Here is a 20,208-nt window from a genome sequence, read left to right as displayed (position 1 = left end):
CACTGCAAAGCGTCCGCGCTTACGCCGGACGCAGCGTTGGAGCGAGCCTGAAACCCAGCACGAAATCCACGACCTTCGATGAGGACATTTCGCAAGGCTTGAGGGTGAGGCTTGCTCCGGAGAGCACATAGAGATTGAAGCTGACGACGTCGGTCCCGCCAAGCTCTTCACCATAGAGCCAGATCCGCTTCCCATCCGCCGACCGTTTGATGGTCACACCCCAAGGCTGATCCTGAAAATGCCCCTCCATGTAGCCGCCGGGCAGCGCCGCAAGCCCGTGTTCGAACTCAGACAGGTCGTCGGGCGGCAATTGCGGTGCGCTGCTCGTCATGGCGCCAGGCATTCGTCACATATGCCGCAGCCGTCTTCATCCATCTTCCTTGCCGATCGCACCTTTCGACAGCAGAGGCACGCAGTGCCGTTCGCTCGAGATTCCTCATCTCGCTCGGGTGGAAGGATCTCCATATGCAGGTCGGAAAGTGGATCGAATGCGATTTGGCCCATCATGAGGCTCCGTATTGGGGGACCGACAAAAGATAGGAAGCCTCGACCGCATCTCAAGGTGGCGTCTGCGGCATAGCTGGCATGGCCGGCATGGAGCGATTTCTCCCGGCTTCGCCGAACAGGGCAACGGAGCCGGTTTGATATCGTCATCGAGGATGATATGTTCTGCATTTGTTTCAGGTCCCGCAATTGAAGGCCCGTGCTGAAGCTGCAGTGTAATGATCGAGACCGCCATGAACGATACGAGCTCAAGCCCCGTCAGAAAGATCATCCATGTGGATATGGATGCGTTTTATGCGTCGGTAGAACAGCGAGACAATCCCGAACTGCGCGGCAAGCCGCTTGCGGTCGGAGGGTCTGCGGCGCGCGGCGTGGTGGCGGCCGCCAGCTACGAGGCCCGCGCCTTCGGCGTTCACTCGGCTATGCCGTCGGTCACGGCCAAACGGAAATGCCCGGACCTGATTTTCGTGCCGCCGCGCTTCGACGTCTACAGGACGGTGTCGCAGCAGATCCGCGAGATTTTTGCCGAGTATACTTCGATGATTGAGCCGCTGTCGCTTGACGAAGCCTATCTCGACGTTACCCAGAACCTCAAGGGCATGGAAATCGCCACCGAGATCGCGCTGGAGATCCGAACGAGGATCAAGCAGGTCACCGGGCTCAATGCCTCGGCCGGCATTTCCTACAACAAGTTCCTCGCCAAGATGGCAAGCGACCTGAACAAGCCCAACGGCCAGGCAGTGATCACGCCGAAACATGGGTCGGCCTTCGTCGAGACACTTCCCGTCAAGAAATTCCATGGCGTCGGGCCGGCGACAGCCGAACGCATGCGCAAATACGGAATCGAAACCGGGCTTGATCTGAAATCGAAGTCCCTCGCCTTCCTGCAGGAGCATTTCGGAAAGGCTGGCCCTTATTTCTACGGCATCGCCCGCGGCATCGACGAGCGCCAGGTGAAGCCCGACCGGGTACGCAAATCCATTGGCGCAGAGGATACGTTCGCCGAGGATATCGACGATCTCGAGGCGGCAACGGCGGAACTGCGGCCTCTTGCGGAAAAGGTCTGGCGCTACTGCGAAACAGGCGGCATCAGCGCCAAGACGGTGACCGTGAAGATCAAATATTCGGACTTCACCCAGGCGACACGCAGTCGGACAAGCTCCTCTCCGGTCTCCGACGTCGGCGCGGTTCTCGATATAGCGTCGGCGCTTCTGGCAACGGTCCACCCGTTTACAAGGCCAATCCGGCTGCTTGGCGTCACGCTTTCGTCTCTGACGAACGAAGAGGACGACGATAGGAGATCACAGCCTCAGCTCGATCTCGGCATTTGAAGGGGCCGACCTGCCTCCTATCGATCACGGCCTAATCTCTTTGCCCTGAGCGACCGAAGGGGCGAGCGACGAAAGCTGGACCGTTTCCTTAGCCGAAAGTGAAGGCATAGGCCTGGGCGCCGGGATCGAGGAATTTGATCTCGAAGGTATGATCCGATATCGGGCCGCTTTCGCGGACGAGCTGGTAGAGCCTTTGCCCCGCCACCACGCCATTGCCGTTCGCGTCGGTATCGACCCCGTGGCTGTCGCCCGGCGGCTTGCCATCGACGGTAACTTGGAAGCGCACCGGCTTGCCATCCATCGATGGCCCTAGCACCAGATGCAGATCGCGCGCATGAAAACGATAATAGAGCCGGCTATCGGCGCTGTTCGAAGTCGCCTCCTGCGGGCCGACGGTCCAGTTGCCGGCAAGACCCCACTCGTTGAGTTTCGGCATCCCCGCGACGTAGTCGTGAGCGGAGTCGTTTACGGCACCGGCATCATCGACGAAATTCTGCGAACGCAGATAGCCGACATAGGTTTCCGGCGATTGCACATCGGCCTCGTTGGAGGCGGCCTCCGCACCTGTCGCCTTTACGTTCACGATATCGCCCGCGACATTGCTCTTGCCGGCTTCAGCAAGAAGCTGCTGGATCACCCTTTCGGACTGATCGTAATCGCCTTCGCCAAAGTGATGGTGGCGTATCTGCCCCTGCGCGTCGATGAAGTAGTGTGCGGGCCAATATTCGTTGTCGAAGGCGCGCCAGATCGCATAATTGTTGTCGATCGCAACGGGATAGGTAATGCCGAGATCTGCGATCGCCTTCTTCACATTGTCGACGTTCTTCTCAAAGGCGAATTCGGGTGCATGCACGCCGATGACGACAAGGCCCTGATCTTTATACTTCTGCGCCCATGCCTCGACATAGGGAATGGCACGCAGGCAATTGATGCAGGAATAGGTCCAGAAGTCGACGAGCACGACCTTGCCCTTCAGGCCGGCCGCCGTCAACGGCTGCGAATTCAGCCATTGCACTGCGCCGTCGAGCGAGGGAACGGAGCCTTCGACCGGCAGCTGTGCGGCAGCAGGCTTTTGCGCCATGGCCATCGTCATGGAACCGCCGCCAGCTGCTCCATCCGGCTTTGCACTCATCATCGCGCCGCCATCGCTCTTCATGATGACAGATGAGGGTTTGTTCGGATCCTGGGCATGGAAACGGTCGACAAGATTCTGTTCAAGCGATGCGGTGCTTGCAAGCGACGCCTGCGTCAACAGGCCGGTATCGAGCCCCATGGCAATTGCAACGACGGCAATCAGAACCGCGACACCGACACCGCGGCGCAGCCACTCGCCGATCCCGAGCGATTGCTTCATCGCCTGATAGACCCGGCCACCGATCAGAAGCGCAAGTGCAAGCGATGTGGCAGCACCCAGCGCGTAGGCAAGCAGAAGCAATGTCGTACCCACACTCGCGCCCTGTAGCGCAGCTCCCGTCAGGATGAGGCCAAGCACGGGGCCAGCGCAGGGCGCCCAGAGCAGACCCGTCGCGACGCCCAGCAGCAGCGATGCAGCAATCGTCGATCCTCCGCTGCGGCTGGCGTGATCGGCCGATTGCGACAACCGTGCGCCAAGCGAGACGAGAGGCCGCGTCAAACGATCCGAAAGCGACGGAAAGAGAAGGATGATGCCGAAAACCGCAAGCAGCGCCATGGCCGCATAACGTCCATATTCGTTGGCTGTCACAGCCCAGCCGCCGCCGAAGGCGGCAAGTGTCGCGACGGCGGCAAAGGTCGCCGCCATGCCGACCAGCAGCGGCAACGTGCTGCGCAGAAAAGGCTGGCCCGCCCGCGCAAAGACGAATGGCAGGACGGGCAGAATGCAGGGGCTGACGATCGTCAGAACGCCGCCGAGATAGGCAAGAATAAACAGAAGCATCGTTCGGTCTCTGATCGTTCAGGCAGCAGCCCTATGGAATGTCATGGCGACGCCGTTCATGCAGTAGCGCAGCCCAGTCGGCTTCGGCCCATCGTTGAAGACATGCCCGAGATGGCCGCCGCAGCGAGTACAATGTACTTCGTCGCGCGCCATGCCGAAGGAGGTATCGCGCGACGTTGCCACGGCGGTGTCGAGCGGCGCCCAGAAGCTTGGCCAGCCGGTGCCGCTGTCGAATTTCGTGGCCGAGGAAAACGCATCCTGATTGCAGCCGGCGCAGGCGAAATTCCCCTTGCCGTGCTCGTTCAGTAGCGGGCTGGTGAAGGGACGCTCGGTTCCCTCTTCCCTGAGGACGGCATATTGGTCCGCCGTCAAAATCTTCCGCCATTCCTGATCCGTATGCGAAACGGGGAAATTCATGGAGGTTTTGGCTGCAGCAGAGCCGTAGCCCAATCGCAGGCCGATGGCACCAAGAACCGTTGCCAGAAGCACTCGTCGTCTGTTCAGCATCGCACCGTTCTCCTTCAGCGGACAAGCCGAGCTCACAGGACATCCGGCCTGATATTGCTTCGGCGACGGGGCGCCCCGTCACCATGGATTACGGAAGAGAGGGCCGTCTTGTTACACACATGCTGGTGAGAACACCGAAACGTGAACGGTCTTCATTCAGCCGCCAGGGGCGCAGCAATCACAGCGGCGAAACTCGCCAGGCTTGCCGAGCGAAGCGGCAGATACGTCTTGTCGCTGTCGCGGCAAAGCCGCTTCACCATGTCGGAGGCCGAATGGCTGATGCAATCAACCGGAAAAACCGCCGATGATGCCCTCCCGACCAGGGCCGGCAACAGGGAAAGATTGTCCTCGACGCCACCATCATGAAACAGCAGCTCTATGTTCCTGCTTTCGGCGAGTTTCCGCAAGCGATCGAACAGGCTCGGGCGGCCGCCGACATAAAGCAGCGTCTCATACCCATCCGTATCTGTCGCAGCGGCAGGATGAGCGTCCGGCGCAATGGCCGCCTCGAGCAGATCCAACTCATGCTTCAATATTTGATTCTCTTCGAGAAGGACGGACACTTGCAACCGGGCTTCGACAAGCTTCGCCTCGGAAGATGCAAGACGTTTCTCGTATCCCTCGGCGCGCTCCCCGGCTGCCTGCAGCTTCTCCGAAAGCCTTGCCTCCTGACGTTGCCCCGCGCCTGCGGAAACGGGATCGCCGACAGCCGCCTGCGCGCGCCGCAGGCTTTGCTCCAGTTCTTCTATGCGCTTTTGCAGGATGACATTGTCTTGAGCTGCCGCCTGGAGACGGGCCTCCTGGCGGTCGATCTTCTCGTCTCTCGCCTCGACATCCAGTTGCAGCTTACGCAAACGTGCCAGATCAAGACGGCTGGAGCTGCCGACGAGATGCGACAGCATATGCACTTCGCCAAAAATATCGTTCATCAGCGGACGATCGCTGGCAGGATGGCTCATGACGGCCCAATAGGCTCCCGATATATCGCCGTCATCGACGGCCTTGTCCCACTGAGCCTTGATCTCCGCCGGGGTCGAAAGCTTTGAAAACTGCTTGAGAATGCGTTCGTGACGACGATCGAGCGCCTTGTTCAGAAGCTTGGCGGCAATGTCACGCTGGCCGGCTGCCCGGACACCGCGGCTATGCAAGACATGGTCGGTCGCCGTCTTCGTATCGATATCACCTGCTTTCGCCAGCATCTGCCGCAGCTCCGTCGTCGTCAGGCATGTGCCGACAATCGAACAATGGAACATCGACGGGAGTTCCCAGGTTTTCAGCCGCTGGGTCCTGACAGATGCCGACGAAAGAGTCGGTCGATCGTCCGGGCGTCGTTCGACGATCGGAAGCGCAAAGGGCCGTTTGTGATTGAGAAGAACCGACATGTGAGCACTAGCGTTATATTTCTTCGAATATTACGCTAGTGCGTCTTTCCCCATCAGGCAAGCCCAGTCATCAAAGCACGAGGCATCACGGCCAGAGTCGCTCCTTCAACCAGCCTGTCTTTTCACGCCGATATCGCAAACGATGGTGACGGCGCTCGGCGTCTCCCTGCCAGAATTCGACCTCGTGCGGCATGACGATGAAAAGCGCCCAGCCGGCTGCGACAAGATCGGGTTCGTCCTGCAATCGCCGATGCTGCACCTTCAATGCGTCGTCGAGCTCCTGGGACGAGCCGAGAACCTCGCTTTGACGCTCGGTCAGGGCGATGGCCTTGGCGCCTGATGCACGCGCACGGAAATCGGCATACCGCTCATGCGCCTCGGCCTGAAACGCCATGCCGCGCAGCCGCACCTGCCGCCCGAGCTGCGGCCAATAGAAGGTGAGCGCCACGGAGGGATTGGCGGCAATCTGCCGGCCCTTCGGCCCCTTGCCCGTCGTTGCGAAGTGCCAGCCACGCTGGTCGAGGTTCTTCAGGATAAGAACGCGGGCATCCGGCACGCCATCCTCGTCGATCGTGGAAAGCACCATGGCATGAGGCTCCTTGATATCAGCCTCGATGGCATCGCGCAGCCAGTCGGAAAACAGGTCTTGCGGATTATCGGGTGTCAGGTCCGCCTCGAAGGATGGAAAAGGCCCGGCCAGGGACTTCAGTATGCGCAATTCGTCTCTCACGGCATTCTCCTCAAGGTTTTGCGATGATGAGACGCAGCGAACCCTCGAAGAAGGGCTGCGTCCGTAGGGCGCCATAACGGCGATCCCAGGATCCGTCGGTGAGATCGCGGCCAAGCTCGTCGGCAAAACGCTCGCCGACGGAGGCGTCGACAAAGCTCCACGCCGAATTGGCAAGCCGCGCACCGGGATCGAGCATTCGTTCCGGCCTGCCATAATAGGCCTCGCCGAAGCCATCGACACAATTCAGCGGGATCGGCACCGCCTTGATCTCCACATTGCCGCCGAGGGCGGCCGCGATCGTATGCATGGCCGGATAACGTCTCGCCTCGACGGCAATCATCTCCGACGCATAGACGCTCAGCCACGATCGTTCGAGCAGGTCCGGATCACAGCTCAATACCAATACAGGTCCGCGCGTGACACGGCGCATCTCGGCAAGTCCTTGGCTGAGGTCCGACCATTGATGGACTGTGAACGTCGCCATTGCCGCATCGAAACTCCGATCGGCAAAAGGAAGATGTTCGGCCGTCCCGTCGATCGCGACCGGGAGATGTGCCGGCCGCTGGGCGCGCATGGAGGCCGATGGCTCGACGGCGGTCACCCGCCGATCGACCGGCTCATAGGAGCCGGCACCCGCGCCGACATTCAACACGGTTTTCGCATCGCCGAGGGCGGTACGGATGAATTCGGCGATATGAGGGTCCGGCTGGCGGTAGTTGGTATAGCCCGATCCGATCACGCCGTAGTTCGCATCGCCTGCGCTGCCGTCCTGATGTCTGCCTTGCACGTCATACCTCCGTTGTTTTGTCAGACATAGCTTCGCCGAACGCGAAAATGCCGTTGCATCGGCGCGTCATTGTTCGATGAATACGCTGTCCACTTCTTTCGGCGTCAAAAAACACGTTATTTTCTCGAAAGAAAAACGATATGTTCGAACAGTTAATGTTCGGAAAATGCACATGGCTAGACGAATTCCCTCGCTGAACGCATTGCGCGCCTTCGAAGCGGCCGGCCGGCTCGGCCGCATGACGCTTGCGGCCGATGAGCTCAATGTGACCCACAGCGCCATCAGCCGGCAGATCCAGCATCTCGAGGAGGTGCTCGGCGTTCCTCTGTTCGAAGGACCGAAGAATCGCCTGAGACTGACCGAAGGCGGGGCGACCCTTTTGACGGGGCTCACGACTGCATTCGACCAGATGGATCTGTCAGTGCGCGCCGTGGCCGACACCGAAGACGGTCAGCTCGACGTCTCCTGCCCCGGCACCTTTACGATGCGCTGGCTCATCCCTCGCCTTTACCGATTTCAGGCGAAATATCCCAACATAGAAGTGCGCTTGTCGGCCTCGTCAAAACCCGTCGATTTCAGCCGCGACGGCTTCGATGTGGCGATCCGCGTTGGGACCGCACCATGGCCTCCCGGCGCCGATGTGATTTCCCTGTTTCCGGAACAGACGGGCGCGGTGCTCGCGCCATCGCTCTTTGCGGCGTCGACGCCTGAGTTCGACGGCCTGCCTCAGCTTCACACGCGCACGAGGCTGCGCGCCTGGGGCGACTGGCTGGCCCGCTCCGAAAGATCGGTCGCCACCGGGCCTCGTGTCGAATACGAGCATTTTTACTTCATGCTCGAAGCTGCGAGCGCCGGCCTTGGCGTTTGCGTCGCCCCTTGGCCCTATGTCAGCGACGATATCCGCTTTGGCCGACTGATGGCGCCCTACGGCTTCCTGGAAAGCGGCCACGAATATGTTGCCCTCCGTCGCGCCCGCCGGAACCGGAAATCCGCACTTTTTTGCGAATGGCTGCATGACGAGGCCGAGGTCTATCTGCGCTCGAGCGCGCCGCCGAACAGCTGATATTCTCAGCGGACCGGAGAAAAGCCGGCTTCGTTCAAGATCTCCTGCCCGGTCGGCGACAATAAAAAGTCGCGCAGCTCTCTGGTTTCGACATCCGCATCCATGCGAATCGCCATGCCGTACTCGATGAGCGGTTGAAACTCGTCGGGAACAGGAACAACGCTGAAAGCCGGATCACCTGCCAGAAGACGCGCGTTCGAAGAATAGCTCATCATCAGATCGACCACGCCATCGGTGACCAGGTAGCCAGCGCCCTTGCCTGGCGGTGTCGGCGGCGAATTGCGACCGCCCACCAATTGCCGGGAGCGGGACTGGATCGCCTCGCCCTTTCCCGGATGCCGGGCTTCGATACGGTCGAAAACCTCGAAAGCATAGTCACCGCCTGGATCATCGCCCGGTGTCGACGTGCCGATCCTCACGGCGGGATAGGACAGCACCGCGAGAAAATTCTCCGTTGTCAGGCCAAGCTCGGCACGCGCGAGCACACAGAGCCGATTGCGGGCAAAGCAGACCGCATCTTCCGCAAGACCCATCGAAACAAGCCGCCGCGGATGCGCCATGTTGGCAGAGGCAAAGAGATCGAAGCTGGTGCCCGCCTCGATCGTTTCGCGCAATAGTCCCGCAGGCCCGAGCGTCAGCGAAATACCAATGCCGAACTCATAAGCAAAGGCACCGATGATCGCCGGAAAGGCATGACGCAGGCTGCCGGCAGACAAGACTTGAACTGCATTGCTCACGGGCGATTTCCTTTTCGGTCTCTTTGCCGGAACAGCGGCACGAACGCGGTCTCCGCAAGTTCACCATCGCCGAGCGTCGCCGAGCGAACCGGAAGGCCATATAGCGCTTCGAGATTATCCTCAGTCATCACATCATCGGTGGCGCCGAAGATGGTTCTTGCATGGTCGAGCATGAGCAGCACCTTGTCGGCGATGGCGACCGCATGGTTCGGCTGATGCGTGGTGAAGGCAATCGCCAGTCTCTGGCGATCTGCAAGGGTTGCAAGCAGCGACAAAACAACATCCTGGTTCTTGAGATCAAGCGCGGAGGCGGGCTCATCGAGCAACAGCACCGCATTTTCGCCGGCCAGCGCCCGCGCGATCAGCACCAGTTGCCGTTCACCGCCGGAGAGCGCTTCGATGTTGCGTTGCGCGTAGTCGGCCATACCGGTGAGATCAAGCGCCTCCATGGCCTTTTCGACATCGATCTTGCGCGGCGTCTGGAACAGCCCGATGTGACGGGCACGCCCCATCAGCACGACATCGAGCACGGAATAGGGAAAGGAGCCGGAAAACTCCTGCGGCACGAAGCCTGTCTGCAGGTTCAGCGTGATGCTGCCGGCGCTCGGCTTCAAAAGTCCAGCCAGCACGCGCAGCAAGGTAGACTTGCCGCGACCGTTCGGCCCGAGAATAGCGGTAATCTCGCCGGCGCGAAGATCAAGATGAAGATCGCGAAACTGCCAGCGCTCGTCATCATAGGATTGGCTCGCCCCTTCGACCCGCAGCTTGATCGGATCAGAACCCATGCACGCCTCGCTGGGTTTGCCGGAGCACCAAAGCGAAGACCGGCGTGCCGATCAGCGCTGTCAGAATGCCAAGCGGGATTTCGGAACTGGTCGCGGTCCGCGCGATGGTGTCGATGATGAGCAAATAAAGCGCGCCGATCAGCAGAGATGCCGGCATCATTACGCGGTGATCCGGCCCGACCAGCATACGCGCCATATGCGGCACGACGAGACCGACCCAGCCGATGATGCCGCTGACGGCAACCTGCGCCGCGACGATGCAGGAGACCAGCACAAGGATCAGCCAGCGCAGCGGCTCGACATTGACGCCGAGGGCACGCGCATCCTCGTCGCCGATCGACAGCAGATTGATGCGCCAGCGCAGACCCAGCAAAAGGAGGCTGCCGATCAGGACAGGTGCCGCAATCAGCCAGAACTTTTCCCAATTGGCCGTCGCAAAGCTGCCGAGCAGCCAGAACACCATGGCCGGAAGCTTGTCTTCGGTATCGGCGAGATATTGCACGAGGCTCACCAGCGCTCCGAAGAAGCCGCTCACCACGACGCCTGCAAGGACAAGCGCCAGGATATTGCGCCGCGCGACAATACCGTTCAGCGCGTAGACGATGACCAGGGCGGACAAACCGAATGCGAAAGCCGAGCCGAGCAGGCCATAACGTGAAAAGCTCAAGAGGATGGCAAGCGTGCCGCCGAAAGCCGCTCCCGAGGAAACGCCCATTACCTGCGGCCCCACCAAAGGATTACGGAACACGCCCTGCAGCGTCGCGCCCGAGAGCGCCAGTCCGGCACCGGCAAGCAGCGCCAGCAGGATACGCGGCATGCGCACCGTGAAGACGACATTCGCCTCGGTCGCTGTGACGGGCACCGCCGGCGGTGAGATCGGCGACCAGAGGATTTCCACGACGCGCAGGAATGGAATGTCGTAGCGGCCGACGCCGAGCGAGACGACAGCGATAATAACAAGCAGGATCGCCAATGTAGCGATCATCGCTCTAGGCCCGTATCGGCTGGAAGCCGCCGCGCTCATTGCACGGCGCGATAATCGGTGCGGTAGAATTCCTTGTAATAGGTGTCCGCTTCCTTCTGCATATCGATATCCTTGAACCGCTCCGGATAAAGCTCCTTCGCCATCCAGAGCTCGCCAAGCGCCATGGCTTCCGGCATCGGGTAACCCCATGCCTTGGCATATTCCGGCATCAGGTAGATGCGCCCGTTCTTGACGGCGTCGATCGTCTGCCAGGAGGCAGCCTTCCTGATCTCATCCACGACGGCGGGATAGCGCTCCTGAACGAAGATGACGGCGGGGTTCCATGTCAGCACGTCCTCCATCGTCACCTGCTTGAAGCCGCTGACCGAACTTGCAACGTTGCGCGCGCCGGCGCGCTCCATCATCAGGCCGGTATATTTGCCGCGGCCATAGGTCGTCAGATCCGGGTTGGCCATATAGACGGGCACGCGCTTGTCTGCCGGAGTGTCGGCGAGACGATCAGCAACGAGCTTGCGGGTCTTCTTGGTGGCCGCAATCATCGCCTCGCCCTGGTCCTTGCGGCCGAGCACATCGGCAATGAGGCGCACGCCGGTCGCAAAGCCCGTGTCGATCGCAGCCGGCTCGTCCTTGACCGAGGGGTTGAGCTTGACCGCCTCTTGCGGCGGCACGTCGAGCAACGAGATTGCTACGACGGAAAGGCCGGCATCCTCGATCTGCTTCACCATGTCGGCCGGCGCATAGTTGGTCACGAACACGACGTCCGGCTTCAGCTTCAAGAGCTCCTCGATATTCACCTTGGTCAGGCCGCCCGGCATCGGCAAATTCGGCAGTTGCGGCGCAAGCCGCACATAATTGGCGCCGAGCTGCTTCTTCCACTCGTCGAGAACGCCGACCACCTTGTCCATCGCATCAAGCTGAACGGCGATGTTCAGCGTCTGGTGCTGCAGTATGACGACCCGGTTGACCGCATCGGGAATATGCACCTGCCGGCCGACCTGATCGGTGACGACACGGTCGGCCCAGGCGGGAGCGGAAACTAATAAACTACTGAAAATGATGATGATTTTAACGAAAATAGGCAGATGGCGGAGCTGAAACATGGAATTCTCCCGGAAGGATTCCAACCGCTATCATTATATTTCCCCGTATACAACGACTGCCAATCTGAAAACCGAGCCGTAAGCCGCGCCATCGCCGTCATGGCGCGACGTCTCTCTCAAGCCACCTGGAAAAAATGGCCATCGCCGGCCTGTTCGTATGTACGCTTCGGCGGCTGGTAGCCGGTTGTGCGGAACGGGCTCCCGATCTCCTCATTGGAGATGCGGCGCACCTGGCGCCGCGTGGGATCGGCAATCGGAACTGCCGCCATCAGGCGCTTGGTGTAGTCGTGTTGCGGATTGTCGAAAACAGCCCGGCGAGGTCCGATTTCGACGATCTCACCGAGATACATCACCGCAACGCGGTGGCTGATGCGCTCCACGACCGCCATGTCGTGGCTGATGAAGAGATAGCCAAGCCCGTATTTCTCCTGCAGATCCAGCATGAGATTAATGACCTGCGCCTTGACGGAAACGTCGAGCGCGGAAACCGATTCATCGGCAATGAGAAGCTTCGGCTCGAGCGCGAGTGCCCGGGCGATGCACACGCGCTGGCGCTGCCCGCCTGAAAATTCATGCGGGAAGCGATCCGCCATAGAGGCGGAAAGGCCGACCCGTTCGAGAAGGTCGCCGACGCGATCCTTTGCCTGCGAGGCACTTGCCAGCCCGTGGGCAATGATCGGCTCGGCGATCGCCTGACCGACACGCATGCGCGGATTGAGGCTTTCGAACGGGTCCTGGAAGATCATCTGCGCTTCGCGCCTGATATCGGCGAGATCGCCCTTGCCGGCCTTCAGGACATCCTTGCCGTCGATGCGGATTTCGCCTGACATCGCCGGGGCAAGACGGATGATCGAACGGCCGGTCGTCGACTTGCCGCAGCCGGATTCGCCGACAAGCGACAGAGTTTCGCCCTGCCGGAGCTCGAGCGAGACGCCTTCGACGGCGTGGATGCTGCCGACGGTCCTGCGCAGGAAGCCACGCTTGACCGGAAAACGGGTGATGAGGTTATCGACCCTCAGGATCGGCGGCTGGTTCAGCTTTACCGTGTCCTCGGTCGGCTTGACGGGCTGCACTTCGCCAGTCGCCATATCCACCTGCGGAAAGCGCAGCGGCCGGTCCTTCCCGGTCATCGAGCCGAGCTGCGGCACCGCCGAAAGAAGCGCCCGCGTATAGGGATGCCTGGCACCGGCAAAGAGCGCCGCCGTCGCATCCGTCTCGACCTGCTCGCCACGATACATGACGACCGTGCGATCGGAAATCTCGGCGACGACGCCCATGTCATGGGTGATGAAGAGGACGGACATACCCTCCTCTTCCTGCAGCGTCTTGATCAGGCCGAGGATCTGCGCCTGAATGGTCACGTCGAGCGCCGTCGTCGGTTCGTCGGCGATTAGCAGCTTCGGATCGCAGGCAAGCGCGATCGCAATCACCACGCGCTGACGCATGCCGCCGGAAAAATTCATCGGATATTCGTTGAGACGCGATTTTGCCGAGGGGATGCGCACCTTCTCGAGCAGGCGCACGGCCTCGGCTTCGGCCTGCGATTGCGACATGCCGCGATGTTGCACCAGAACCTCGGTGATCTGCTGGCCGATCTTCAGAACCGGATTGAGCGAGGTCATCGGTTCTTGAAAAATCATGCCGATCCGATTGCCGCGGATCGCCTGCATGGCGTTGAGCGGCAGGGACAGAAGATCCTGTCCCTCAAATTCGATCCTGCCAGTGATACGTGAATTGGCCGGCGACAGAAGCCGCATGATCGACATCGCCGTGACGCTCTTGCCGGAGCCGGATTCGCCGACGACGGCAACGGTTTCCTTCGGGCCGATATCGAAGCTGATATCGCTGATGACATTGCGCCATTCGCCGCCGACGCGGAAGGCCGTGTTGAGCTTGGAGATCGAAAGGATCGGTTTGGTCATGGCTCAGCCTTCCCGCCGTGGATTGAGGATATCGCGCAGCGCATCGCCGATAAGATTGATCCCGACGATGAGCATGAGAAGCGCAAGACCCGGAAAGAAGCTGATCCAGTAATCGCCGGAGAGCAGATATTCGAAGCCGTTGGAGATCAGCAGACCGAGGGAGGGTTGCGTGACCGGCAGACCGATACCGAGGAAGGAGAGCGTCGCCTCCAGCATGATGGCATAGGCCACGCGCATCGTGGCAACGACGATCAGGGGCGGCAGGCAGTTCGGCAGGATATGACGAAAGAGGATGCTGCGATCAGGCAGGGCCATCGAGCGGGCGGCATCCACATAGGCGCGCTTGCGCTCCACCAGCGCCGAGCCGCGGATCGTGCGGGCATAATAGGCCCATTGCGTGACGATGAGCGCCAGGATGATCTTGTCGACACCCTGGCCGAGGATGGCGAGAAAGATCAGCGCGATGAGAATGGCGGGGAAACTTAGCTGGATATCGACTACCCGCATCAGGAAAGCATCGAGGCGGCCGCCGACATAGGCGCTGACGAGCCCGATGGAAGCGCCTATGACAAGTGCTACGGCCGCACTCGATATGCCCACCAGCAGGCTGGTGCGAAGACCATAGAGGATCGCGCTCATCAGATCACGGCCCTGATCGTCCGTGCCGATCAGATAGAGCATGCCGCTCGTGCTATGCGAGCCAGGCGGCAGGCGCCCATCGAGAATGTCGAGCTGGGACAGATCATAGGGATTCTGCGGGGCGAGCAACGGCGCGAATAATGCAGTAACCACGAAGATGGAAACGATGATGAGGCCCGCCAGCGCAAGCTTGTCGTGCAGAAGGGCCGACATCGTCTGGCGGAAGGGTGATCGCGATGCGCCTTTGCCTGCACTCCCCTTGCTCGCATGCACCGAGCCAGCGTTTGAGCTATTCTCGGCCATTACGAATTTCCTTCGAGACGAACGCGGGGATCGACGATCGAATAGAGGATGTCGACCAGCAGATTGATGATGCTGAACATCACGACGGTGATCATCAGATAGGCGAGGATGACCGGGCGGTCGAGCACGCCGATCGCGTCGATGATGAGCTTGCCCATGCCGGGCCAGGCAAAGATCGTCTCGGTCACGACAGCAAAGGCGATCAGCGATCCAAGCTCCAGGCCGATCACGGTGATCAGCGGGATCAAGGTGTTCTTCAGCACATGCACGGTGACGATCCGCCGTTCCGTGAGACCCTTGGCACGGGCGAACCGGACGAAATCGAGCTGCATCGTCTCCATTACGCCGGCACGAGTCAGGCGGATGACGAGCGAAATCTTGAAGAGTGCCAGATTGAAGGCCGGCAGCACCAGATGAGACAGCCCATCCAAGGTGAAGAGGCTGAGCGGCACTCCGAAGACAGGCACCGTCTGCCCGCGGCCTGATGCCGGCAGCCAGCCAAAATGCACGCTGAACAGCATGATCATCACAAGGCCGATCCAGAAGGTCGGTAGGCTGAAGCCGAGGATCGAGAAGGTCATGATCGATTTCGAGATCAGGCCCTTCGGCTTGAGACCGGCATAGACGCCAAGCGGGATGCCGATCACGAGCGCCATGACCAGGGCAACGAAGGCGAGTTCCAGGGTCGCCGGCATGCGGTGCAGGATCAGCGTCAGCGCCGGTTGATTATAGACGAAGGAATTGCCGAGATCGCCCGAAAGCGCACGGGTGAGAAACAGCCAGTATTGCTCCCAGACCGGCTTATCGAGACCGAAGGACTGGATGACTTGAAGACGCTCCGCCGGCGTTGCCGTCGGGCTCAACAGCACATCGACCGGATTGCCGACGAGATAGAGCCCGGCAAAAACCAGAACTGACATGACGAGCAGCGTAAGAACGGTCTGGATCGACCGGCTCAGCAAATATCCGCCCATGAAATTCAACCTCCCTGCGCTGTAGCCCCGAGCCCGCTTTGCCCGTAGCGGGCGATGCGCTCGATCAGCAGTGCGATGAACCCGGCCTCGTCGACTTCAGTGACAACGGTGGCATTCGCCGACCGATCCAATTTCCCGTAAAAGTCGGCAAAGGTGTATCCCATGGTAAGGCCCGTCACCTGCACGCCGACGAAAGCCTTGCGGCTGGTGAACAAATCCGGGCGGATGAGCCAGGCGATCGTTGTGGCGTCGTGGATCGGGCCACCCGGCCTGCCAAACCGCCCGACATCGCTGCGGTCGAAGGTGGAAAACAGATTGAAAAGCGCCTTGCCTGCCTCGCCGCCGGCCCGGAACCGCTCGAAATGCTCTAAAGTAAACAGTGCCTGGAACGTCATGTCGAGCGGCATCACGACGATCGGCACGCCGGAGCGATAGACAATCTCGGCGGCATGCGGATCAGCATAGATGTTGAACTCGGCCCAGGGCGTGCGGTGCCCCAGCGCCGAGAAAGCGCCGCCCATCGAAACGATCTGCCTTATGCCCGCTGCCACGTCCGGATGCTGGATGAGCGCCAGGGCAATATTGGTCATCGGCCCGATGGCGCAGATGGTGATCTTTTCGCCGACCTTTGCCGCTTCGCGCGCCGAGCGCACGATGAAATGCACGGCATGTTCTTCGGATGGGCCGATGTCGCCAGGTTTGACCAAGGCATCGTCAAACGCACCGATGCGGGCATATTTGCCATAGACCTGGTCCCGCACAAGCGGTCCGGCCGCGCCTGCATGAACCGGCACGTCATGGCGACCGCTGAGGCCGACGATCTTGCAGGCGTTGAGCACCGTATCGCGAAGGGCAACATTGCCGGCGACGATCGAGAGGCCGCGCACATCGACTTCCGGCGATGCAAGCGCCATCAGGATGGCGGCGGCATCGTCCACGCCGGGATCGGCATCGATGATGATCTTCTCGCGCGTCATGCGACAGCCTTTTCGGCATAGCGCGACAGCCGGTCGAGGAAGAAGGCGATCACACCCTCGGCATCGACCTTGGTCACGATGTCGGCATTCGGCTCGAGGCCGCTCTTGCCGTACCAGTCGGCGATCGTCTGGCCCATGCAGAGCTCGCTTTCATGCTCGACGAAGACGCGGGCCTTCTCGGTCACGAAAAGATGCGGGACAAGGATATAGGCGATCACCAGAGGATCATGCAGCGGTCCTCCGCGCGAACCGTAGCGGCGCACGTCATTGCGATCCCAGAAGGCCATCAGCTCGGCAAGCGTCTGCGAGATACGGCCGCTGACACGCGAGAACTCGGCGACATGCTCGGGCTTCAGCATCACCTGATGCGTCGCATCGAGCGCGAGAGCAACGAGCGGGATTCCGCTTGAGAAGACCACATGCGCCGCATGCGGGTCCGCCAGCATGTTGAATTCGGAGGTCATCGTCCGATTGCCGGGTTCGCGATAGGCGCCCCCCATCATGACGATCCGTTCGATACCTTCGGCGATCTGCGGCTTCATCCTGAGGGCGACGGCGATATTGGTCATTGGCCCGAGGCAGCAAAGCGTGACGCGCTCGCCCGTTCGTGCCGCTTCGCTCAGGGTGTCGATGAGGAAATCGACCGCCGATTTGCTCTCGGCCATCTTTTCAGGCTCCGGCAAGATCGTGTTGCCAAGCCCGGTCTTGCCGTGAAACTGGCCGTAGATCGGCTCGCGCAGCATCGGACGAAAACAGCCGGCAAAGACTGGGATATCGGAACGCCGACCGAGCTCGCAAACCTGAAGGGCGTTGCGCACGGTGCGCTCCAGAGGCTGGTTACCGCAGACCGGCGTGATGCCGAGGATGTTAAGCTCCGGCGATACGAATGCGGTCAGAAGGGCGATCGTATCGTCAATTCCGGGGTCACAATCGACAATGATCGAAATCGGCTTCATGGGACATGCCTTCAATGAATGGAAAATGCGGTCTCAAAGCGCGCCGAGTTCACGAAGAACTCCTGCGATCTCGGTTCGTGCGGTCTCGCCAAGGGGGAGCTGCGGATGCATGGGGGCGCCGACCGCAAAGCCCTGCAGCTCCAGTGCCGTCTTGATGCAGGCGGCGATCGAATATTTTGCGAAGATCTCGTTGACCCGCCAGAGTGGCCGCTGCAGCTCCATCGCTCTTGCCCAATCGCCGGCATTTGCGGCCTCATAGAGCGCGATGCTCTGCTTCGGCACGACGCAAGCCGGGCCTGCCATCCAGCCGACACCACCGATCATCATGACGCAGACCGGGATATGGGCCGAGGCGGCGAATACCTCCATCCGGCCTTCCGTGCGCTCAATGATCGAAAGAAGACGCCCCGTATTGGTCGAGGCATCCTTGATGTAACGGATGTTATCGACACGGCTCAACCGCTCGATGACTGGCAGGCTCAAATCGGAACGCTGGAATTGCGGGTTGGTGTAGAGCACCACCGGCCGTCCCTTCGCGGCCTTCGCAATGGCCGTGAAGTAGGCCTCGACACCCTCATCGCCGACCGGAAAATAGGATTCCAGCACAGCAAGGATACCGTCGGCTCCTGCCTCGACCATATGTTCGGTCTGGGCGACGGCATCGCTGGTCGATGTCGATGCAACGCCCGCCACGACGGGGACGCGTCCGCGGCTGGCGGCAATGACCGTATCGACAACGCTGCGACGCTGATCCCAGTTCAGATAGGCGAATTCGCCGGTGCTTCCGAGCGGCGTCAGGCCGTGAACCCCTGAAGCGATCAGGTGATCCACGAGGTCGGTCAACACGCCCTTCATCACCTGACCGGAATGATCGATCGGGGAGACGAGATAGGGAAATACGCCGCGGAAAGACATGTTCGATCGTCCTTTTGCCGGCTCAGTTCGGCTTCACATAATAGGGAAGCGTGTAGCCGTCCGACCGGCCCGGATAGGAGAGATCCTTCTTCACCGCCCAGGTATTGGCGAGGTAGAAGATCGGGATGACGCCAAGGTCGTTCATCGCGATCTCCGTCGCCTTACGAAGCAGCTCCTCGCGCTTGCCGTCATCGAGCGTCGAGCGCGCGGCGCTCAGCATCTTGTCGAATTCCGGATTTGAATAACGACCACGATTGCCCTGCCCGGCCTTGTCCCCGAAGGTTTCCAGGATCGGACCCAGCACGCCGGATGCCTCGCCCGTCTCGACCGCCGCACCGCCCATGATGAAGCTGAACTCCAGATTGGAGGCGCGGGTGAAGTAAACGCTGCCAGGCAGGGTCGCAACTTCGGTCTTGATGCCGATGCGGCTGAAGAACTGACCGATCGCCTGGGCAACCTTGGAGTCGTTCGGGTAGCGGTCGTTCGACGCATGGAAGGTCAGCGAGAAGCCGTTCGGATAGCCGGCCTTGGCAAGCAGTTCCTTCGCCTTGTTCGGATCGTAGGCATCGACCTTGATGGACGGGTCATAGCCGAAATAGCCTTCCGGAACGAGCTGACCTGCTGGCACGCCCTGTCCGTCCATGATGCGGTCGACGAGCGCTTCGCGGTTGATCGAGAGCGAAAGCGCACGGCGCACCTCCGGCTTCAAGAGCGGGTTCTTGCCATCAGGCCCTTTGGCGAAGGGCGATACCTCGCGCGCCTGATCCATGTGGAGATACATGATCCGGTTTCCGGCAACATTGACGACCTTCAGCTGATCGGAGGCCTGCAGCCGCCGAGTGTCTGCTGTCGGGATGCTTTCGATCATGTCGACATCGCCCGCAAGCATTGCCGCAACGCGGGCGCTGCTGTTCTTGAATATTTTGAAGGTCACCTTGTCCCAGGCGGCCTTTTCGCCCCAATAGGCATCATTGCGCGCGAGCACCACGTTATCGTCGGGCGTCCAGGAGACGAATTTGAACGGGCCGGTACCAATCACGCCCTTGCCGGAATTCATCTCTTCGGTCGTGGTGTTCTGCATCTTGGCCGGCAGGATCGCGATACGGCTGAGATTGTTCAGCAGCAGGGGCGTCGGGCCATCGGTCTTGATGCGAACCGTCAGCGGATCGACCGCGGTGACCTCGGTGATCGCCTTGACATAGGCCGCAAAGGAGCTCGGACTATTCTTGGAAGCGAGCGGCACGCGCTTGATGCTGGCAACGACATCATCGGCGGTAAAATCGCTTCCGTCGTGGAATTTCACATTCGGACGAAGCTTGAATTCCCAGGTCGTGTCGTCGATGGTTTTCCAGGACAGCGCCAGTGCCGGCTGCAGCCGCTGCTTCTCATCCTGGTTGACGAGACCATCGAAAATATTGCGTGCCATCGCGCTGTTCGGTCCGACGACGTAAAACTGCGGATCCATGGATGTCGTCGAGGCGGCAAGGCCAACGGTCAGATCCCTCGCCTGGCTTGTGAGCGGCATGGCAAGGACGGATGCCGCCAAGACGGCCGCGACCTTTAGAAATTTCATGATGGTATTCCTCCGGCTTTTTTGAAATCCGCACTCTCCAAGCAGATTTTCTCTGCAACTAACGAACCTGATGGGAAAAGAAAAATTGCATTTTGTGTTCGATCCATGCCCTAATGTTATGGA

General features: G+C 60.5%; 19 protein-coding genes. 2 read left to right on the top strand and 17 right to left on the bottom strand.

From position 1 onward, the window contains the following. Nucleotides 1-19 precede the first annotated feature (19 nt). On the bottom strand, nt 20-343 hold the full coding sequence (locus ABOK31_RS31410; RefSeq protein ID WP_174177293.1) for a hypothetical protein: 324 nt from the start codon (nt 341-343) through the stop codon (nt 20-22). A 394-nt stretch (nt 344-737) separates the two neighbouring features. Between ABOK31_RS31410 and dinB the strand changes: the two genes are divergently transcribed. Beyond that, nucleotides 738-1,835 (top strand): DNA polymerase IV, encoded by a 1,098-nt coding sequence (gene dinB / locus ABOK31_RS31405; RefSeq protein WP_349961545.1) that lies wholly within the window; start codon nt 738-740, stop codon nt 1,833-1,835. 88 nt (nt 1,836-1,923) lie between these two features. Here dinB and ABOK31_RS31400 read toward each other — a convergent pair whose 3' ends face one another. The 5 genes from ABOK31_RS31400 to ABOK31_RS31380 all read right to left on the bottom strand — a co-directional run bounded on the left by ABOK31_RS31400 (nt 1,924) and on the right by ABOK31_RS31380 (nt 7,156). Continuing rightward, the gene (locus tag ABOK31_RS31400) at nt 1,924-3,750 is read right to left on the bottom strand and encodes a cytochrome c biogenesis protein DipZ (RefSeq protein ID WP_349961544.1); all 1,827 of its coding nucleotides are present in this window, start codon (nt 3,748-3,750) and stop codon (nt 1,924-1,926) included. 18 nt (nt 3,751-3,768) lie between these two features. Further along, nucleotides 3,769-4,257, bottom strand: coding sequence for a peptide-methionine (R)-S-oxide reductase MsrB (gene msrB / locus ABOK31_RS31395; protein ID WP_349961543.1), 489 nt, complete (start codon nt 4,255-4,257; stop codon nt 3,769-3,771). A gap of 152 nt (nt 4,258-4,409) precedes the next feature. Next, complete coding sequence (locus ABOK31_RS31390; protein WP_349961541.1) at nt 4,410-5,510, bottom strand: DUF2325 domain-containing protein; 1,101 nt, start codon at nt 5,508-5,510, stop codon at nt 4,410-4,412. Between the two features lie 214 nt (nt 5,511-5,724). Then, nucleotides 5,725-6,369 carry a pyridoxal 5'-phosphate synthase gene (locus ABOK31_RS31385; protein ID WP_174177276.1) on the bottom strand — a complete coding sequence of 215 codons (645 nt, stop codon included), beginning with the start codon at nt 6,367-6,369 and terminating at the stop codon, nt 5,725-5,727. Nucleotides 6,370-6,379: 10 nt separating this feature from the next. Then, nucleotides 6,380-7,156, bottom strand: a complete 777-nt coding sequence (locus ABOK31_RS31380; protein ID WP_349961539.1) for a class I SAM-dependent methyltransferase — start codon at nt 7,154-7,156, stop codon at nt 6,380-6,382. Between the two features lie 172 nt (nt 7,157-7,328). Here ABOK31_RS31380 and ABOK31_RS31375 point away from each other — a divergent pair, with 172 nt between their 5' ends. After that, complete coding sequence (locus tag ABOK31_RS31375) at nt 7,329-8,219, top strand: LysR family transcriptional regulator (RefSeq protein ID WP_349961537.1); 891 nt, start codon at nt 7,329-7,331, stop codon at nt 8,217-8,219. A gap of 5 nt (nt 8,220-8,224) precedes the next feature. Here the strand turns inward: ABOK31_RS31375 and ABOK31_RS31370 are convergent, their stop codons facing one another. From ABOK31_RS31370 to ABOK31_RS31320, 11 genes are all read right to left on the bottom strand, one after another. Beyond that, on the bottom strand, nt 8,225-8,956 hold the full coding sequence (locus tag ABOK31_RS31370; protein WP_349961535.1) for a molybdate ABC transporter substrate-binding protein: 732 nt from the start codon (nt 8,954-8,956) through the stop codon (nt 8,225-8,227). Then, nucleotides 8,953-9,741, bottom strand: coding sequence for an ABC transporter ATP-binding protein (locus ABOK31_RS31365; RefSeq protein ID WP_349961533.1), 789 nt, complete (start codon nt 9,739-9,741; stop codon nt 8,953-8,955). The genes ABOK31_RS31370 and ABOK31_RS31365 overlap by 4 nt, the downstream gene beginning before the upstream one ends. Beyond that, on the bottom strand, nt 9,731-10,726 hold the full coding sequence (locus tag ABOK31_RS31360; protein WP_234910292.1) for an iron chelate uptake ABC transporter family permease subunit: 996 nt from the start codon (nt 10,724-10,726) through the stop codon (nt 9,731-9,733). The genes ABOK31_RS31365 and ABOK31_RS31360 overlap by 11 nt, the downstream gene beginning before the upstream one ends. A gap of 35 nt (nt 10,727-10,761) precedes the next feature. Beyond that, nucleotides 10,762-11,826, bottom strand: a complete 1,065-nt coding sequence (locus ABOK31_RS31355) for an ABC transporter substrate-binding protein (RefSeq protein ID WP_349961532.1) — start codon at nt 11,824-11,826, stop codon at nt 10,762-10,764. A 116-nt stretch (nt 11,827-11,942) separates the two neighbouring features. Continuing rightward, complete coding sequence (locus tag ABOK31_RS31350; protein WP_349961531.1) at nt 11,943-13,748, bottom strand: ABC transporter ATP-binding protein; 1,806 nt, start codon at nt 13,746-13,748, stop codon at nt 11,943-11,945. Nucleotides 13,749-13,751: 3 nt separating this feature from the next. Next, nucleotides 13,752-14,690, bottom strand: a complete 939-nt coding sequence (locus tag ABOK31_RS31345) for an ABC transporter permease (RefSeq protein WP_174177261.1) — start codon at nt 14,688-14,690, stop codon at nt 13,752-13,754. Further along, nucleotides 14,690-15,664 carry an ABC transporter permease gene (locus ABOK31_RS31340; protein WP_174177259.1) on the bottom strand — a complete coding sequence of 325 codons (975 nt, stop codon included), beginning with the start codon at nt 15,662-15,664 and terminating at the stop codon, nt 14,690-14,692. The genes ABOK31_RS31345 and ABOK31_RS31340 overlap by 1 nt, the downstream gene beginning before the upstream one ends. A gap of 5 nt (nt 15,665-15,669) precedes the next feature. Then, nucleotides 15,670-16,641, bottom strand: coding sequence for a nucleoside hydrolase (locus ABOK31_RS31335; RefSeq protein ID WP_174177257.1), 972 nt, complete (start codon nt 16,639-16,641; stop codon nt 15,670-15,672). Then, nucleotides 16,638-17,597 carry a nucleoside hydrolase gene (locus tag ABOK31_RS31330; RefSeq protein WP_349961529.1) on the bottom strand — a complete coding sequence of 320 codons (960 nt, stop codon included), beginning with the start codon at nt 17,595-17,597 and terminating at the stop codon, nt 16,638-16,640. The genes ABOK31_RS31335 and ABOK31_RS31330 overlap by 4 nt, the downstream gene beginning before the upstream one ends. Nucleotides 17,598-17,630: 33 nt before the next feature. After that, nucleotides 17,631-18,512 (bottom strand): dihydrodipicolinate synthase family protein, encoded by an 882-nt coding sequence (locus tag ABOK31_RS31325; protein WP_349961528.1) that lies wholly within the window; start codon nt 18,510-18,512, stop codon nt 17,631-17,633. A gap of 22 nt (nt 18,513-18,534) precedes the next feature. Then, nucleotides 18,535-20,085, bottom strand: a complete 1,551-nt coding sequence (locus tag ABOK31_RS31320; protein WP_349961527.1) for an ABC transporter substrate-binding protein — start codon at nt 20,083-20,085, stop codon at nt 18,535-18,537. Between the last annotated feature and the right edge of the window lie 123 nt (nt 20,086-20,208).

Origin of the sequence: Rhizobium sp. ZPR4, assembly GCF_040215725.1 — a bacterium.
Classification (GTDB): domain Bacteria; phylum Pseudomonadota; class Alphaproteobacteria; order Rhizobiales; family Rhizobiaceae; genus Rhizobium; species Rhizobium rhizogenes_D.
Note: the sequence above shows the minus strand (reverse complement) of the source record. Positions and strands in the feature narration are given on the sequence as shown.

Excerpts from the sequence above, each read along its gene's own strand:
- ABOK31_RS31410 (WP_174177293.1), bottom strand. The coding sequence starts at position 343 with ATGCCTGGCGCCATGACGAGCAGCGCACCGCAATTGCCGCCCGACGAC.
- dinB (WP_349961545.1), top strand. The coding sequence starts at position 738 with ATGAACGATACGAGCTCAAGCCCCGTCAGAAAGATCATCCATGTGGAT.
- ABOK31_RS31400 (WP_349961544.1), bottom strand. The coding sequence starts at position 3,750 with ATGCTTCTGTTTATTCTTGCCTATCTCGGCGGCGTTCTGACGATCGTC.
- msrB (WP_349961543.1), bottom strand. The coding sequence starts at position 4,257 with ATGCTGAACAGACGACGAGTGCTTCTGGCAACGGTTCTTGGTGCCATC.
- ABOK31_RS31390 (WP_349961541.1), bottom strand. The coding sequence starts at position 5,510 with ATGTTCCATTGTTCGATTGTCGGCACATGCCTGACGACGACGGAGCTG.
- ABOK31_RS31375 (WP_349961537.1), top strand. The coding sequence starts at position 7,329 with ATGGCTAGACGAATTCCCTCGCTGAACGCATTGCGCGCCTTCGAAGCG.
- ABOK31_RS31365 (WP_349961533.1), bottom strand. The coding sequence starts at position 9,741 with ATGGGTTCTGATCCGATCAAGCTGCGGGTCGAAGGGGCGAGCCAATCC.
- ABOK31_RS31360 (WP_234910292.1), bottom strand. The coding sequence starts at position 10,726 with ATGATCGCTACATTGGCGATCCTGCTTGTTATTATCGCTGTCGTCTCG.
- ABOK31_RS31355 (WP_349961532.1), bottom strand. The coding sequence starts at position 11,826 with ATGTTTCAGCTCCGCCATCTGCCTATTTTCGTTAAAATCATCATCATT.
- ABOK31_RS31350 (WP_349961531.1), bottom strand. The coding sequence starts at position 13,748 with ATGACCAAACCGATCCTTTCGATCTCCAAGCTCAACACGGCCTTCCGC.
- ABOK31_RS31345 (WP_174177261.1), bottom strand. The coding sequence starts at position 14,690 with ATGGCCGAGAATAGCTCAAACGCTGGCTCGGTGCATGCGAGCAAGGGG.
- ABOK31_RS31340 (WP_174177259.1), bottom strand. The coding sequence starts at position 15,664 with ATGGGCGGATATTTGCTGAGCCGGTCGATCCAGACCGTTCTTACGCTG.
- ABOK31_RS31335 (WP_174177257.1), bottom strand. The coding sequence starts at position 16,641 with ATGACGCGCGAGAAGATCATCATCGATGCCGATCCCGGCGTGGACGAT.
- ABOK31_RS31330 (WP_349961529.1), bottom strand. The coding sequence starts at position 17,597 with ATGAAGCCGATTTCGATCATTGTCGATTGTGACCCCGGAATTGACGAT.
- ABOK31_RS31325 (WP_349961528.1), bottom strand. The coding sequence starts at position 18,512 with ATGTCTTTCCGCGGCGTATTTCCCTATCTCGTCTCCCCGATCGATCAT.
- ABOK31_RS31320 (WP_349961527.1), bottom strand. The coding sequence starts at position 20,085 with ATGAAATTTCTAAAGGTCGCGGCCGTCTTGGCGGCATCCGTCCTTGCC.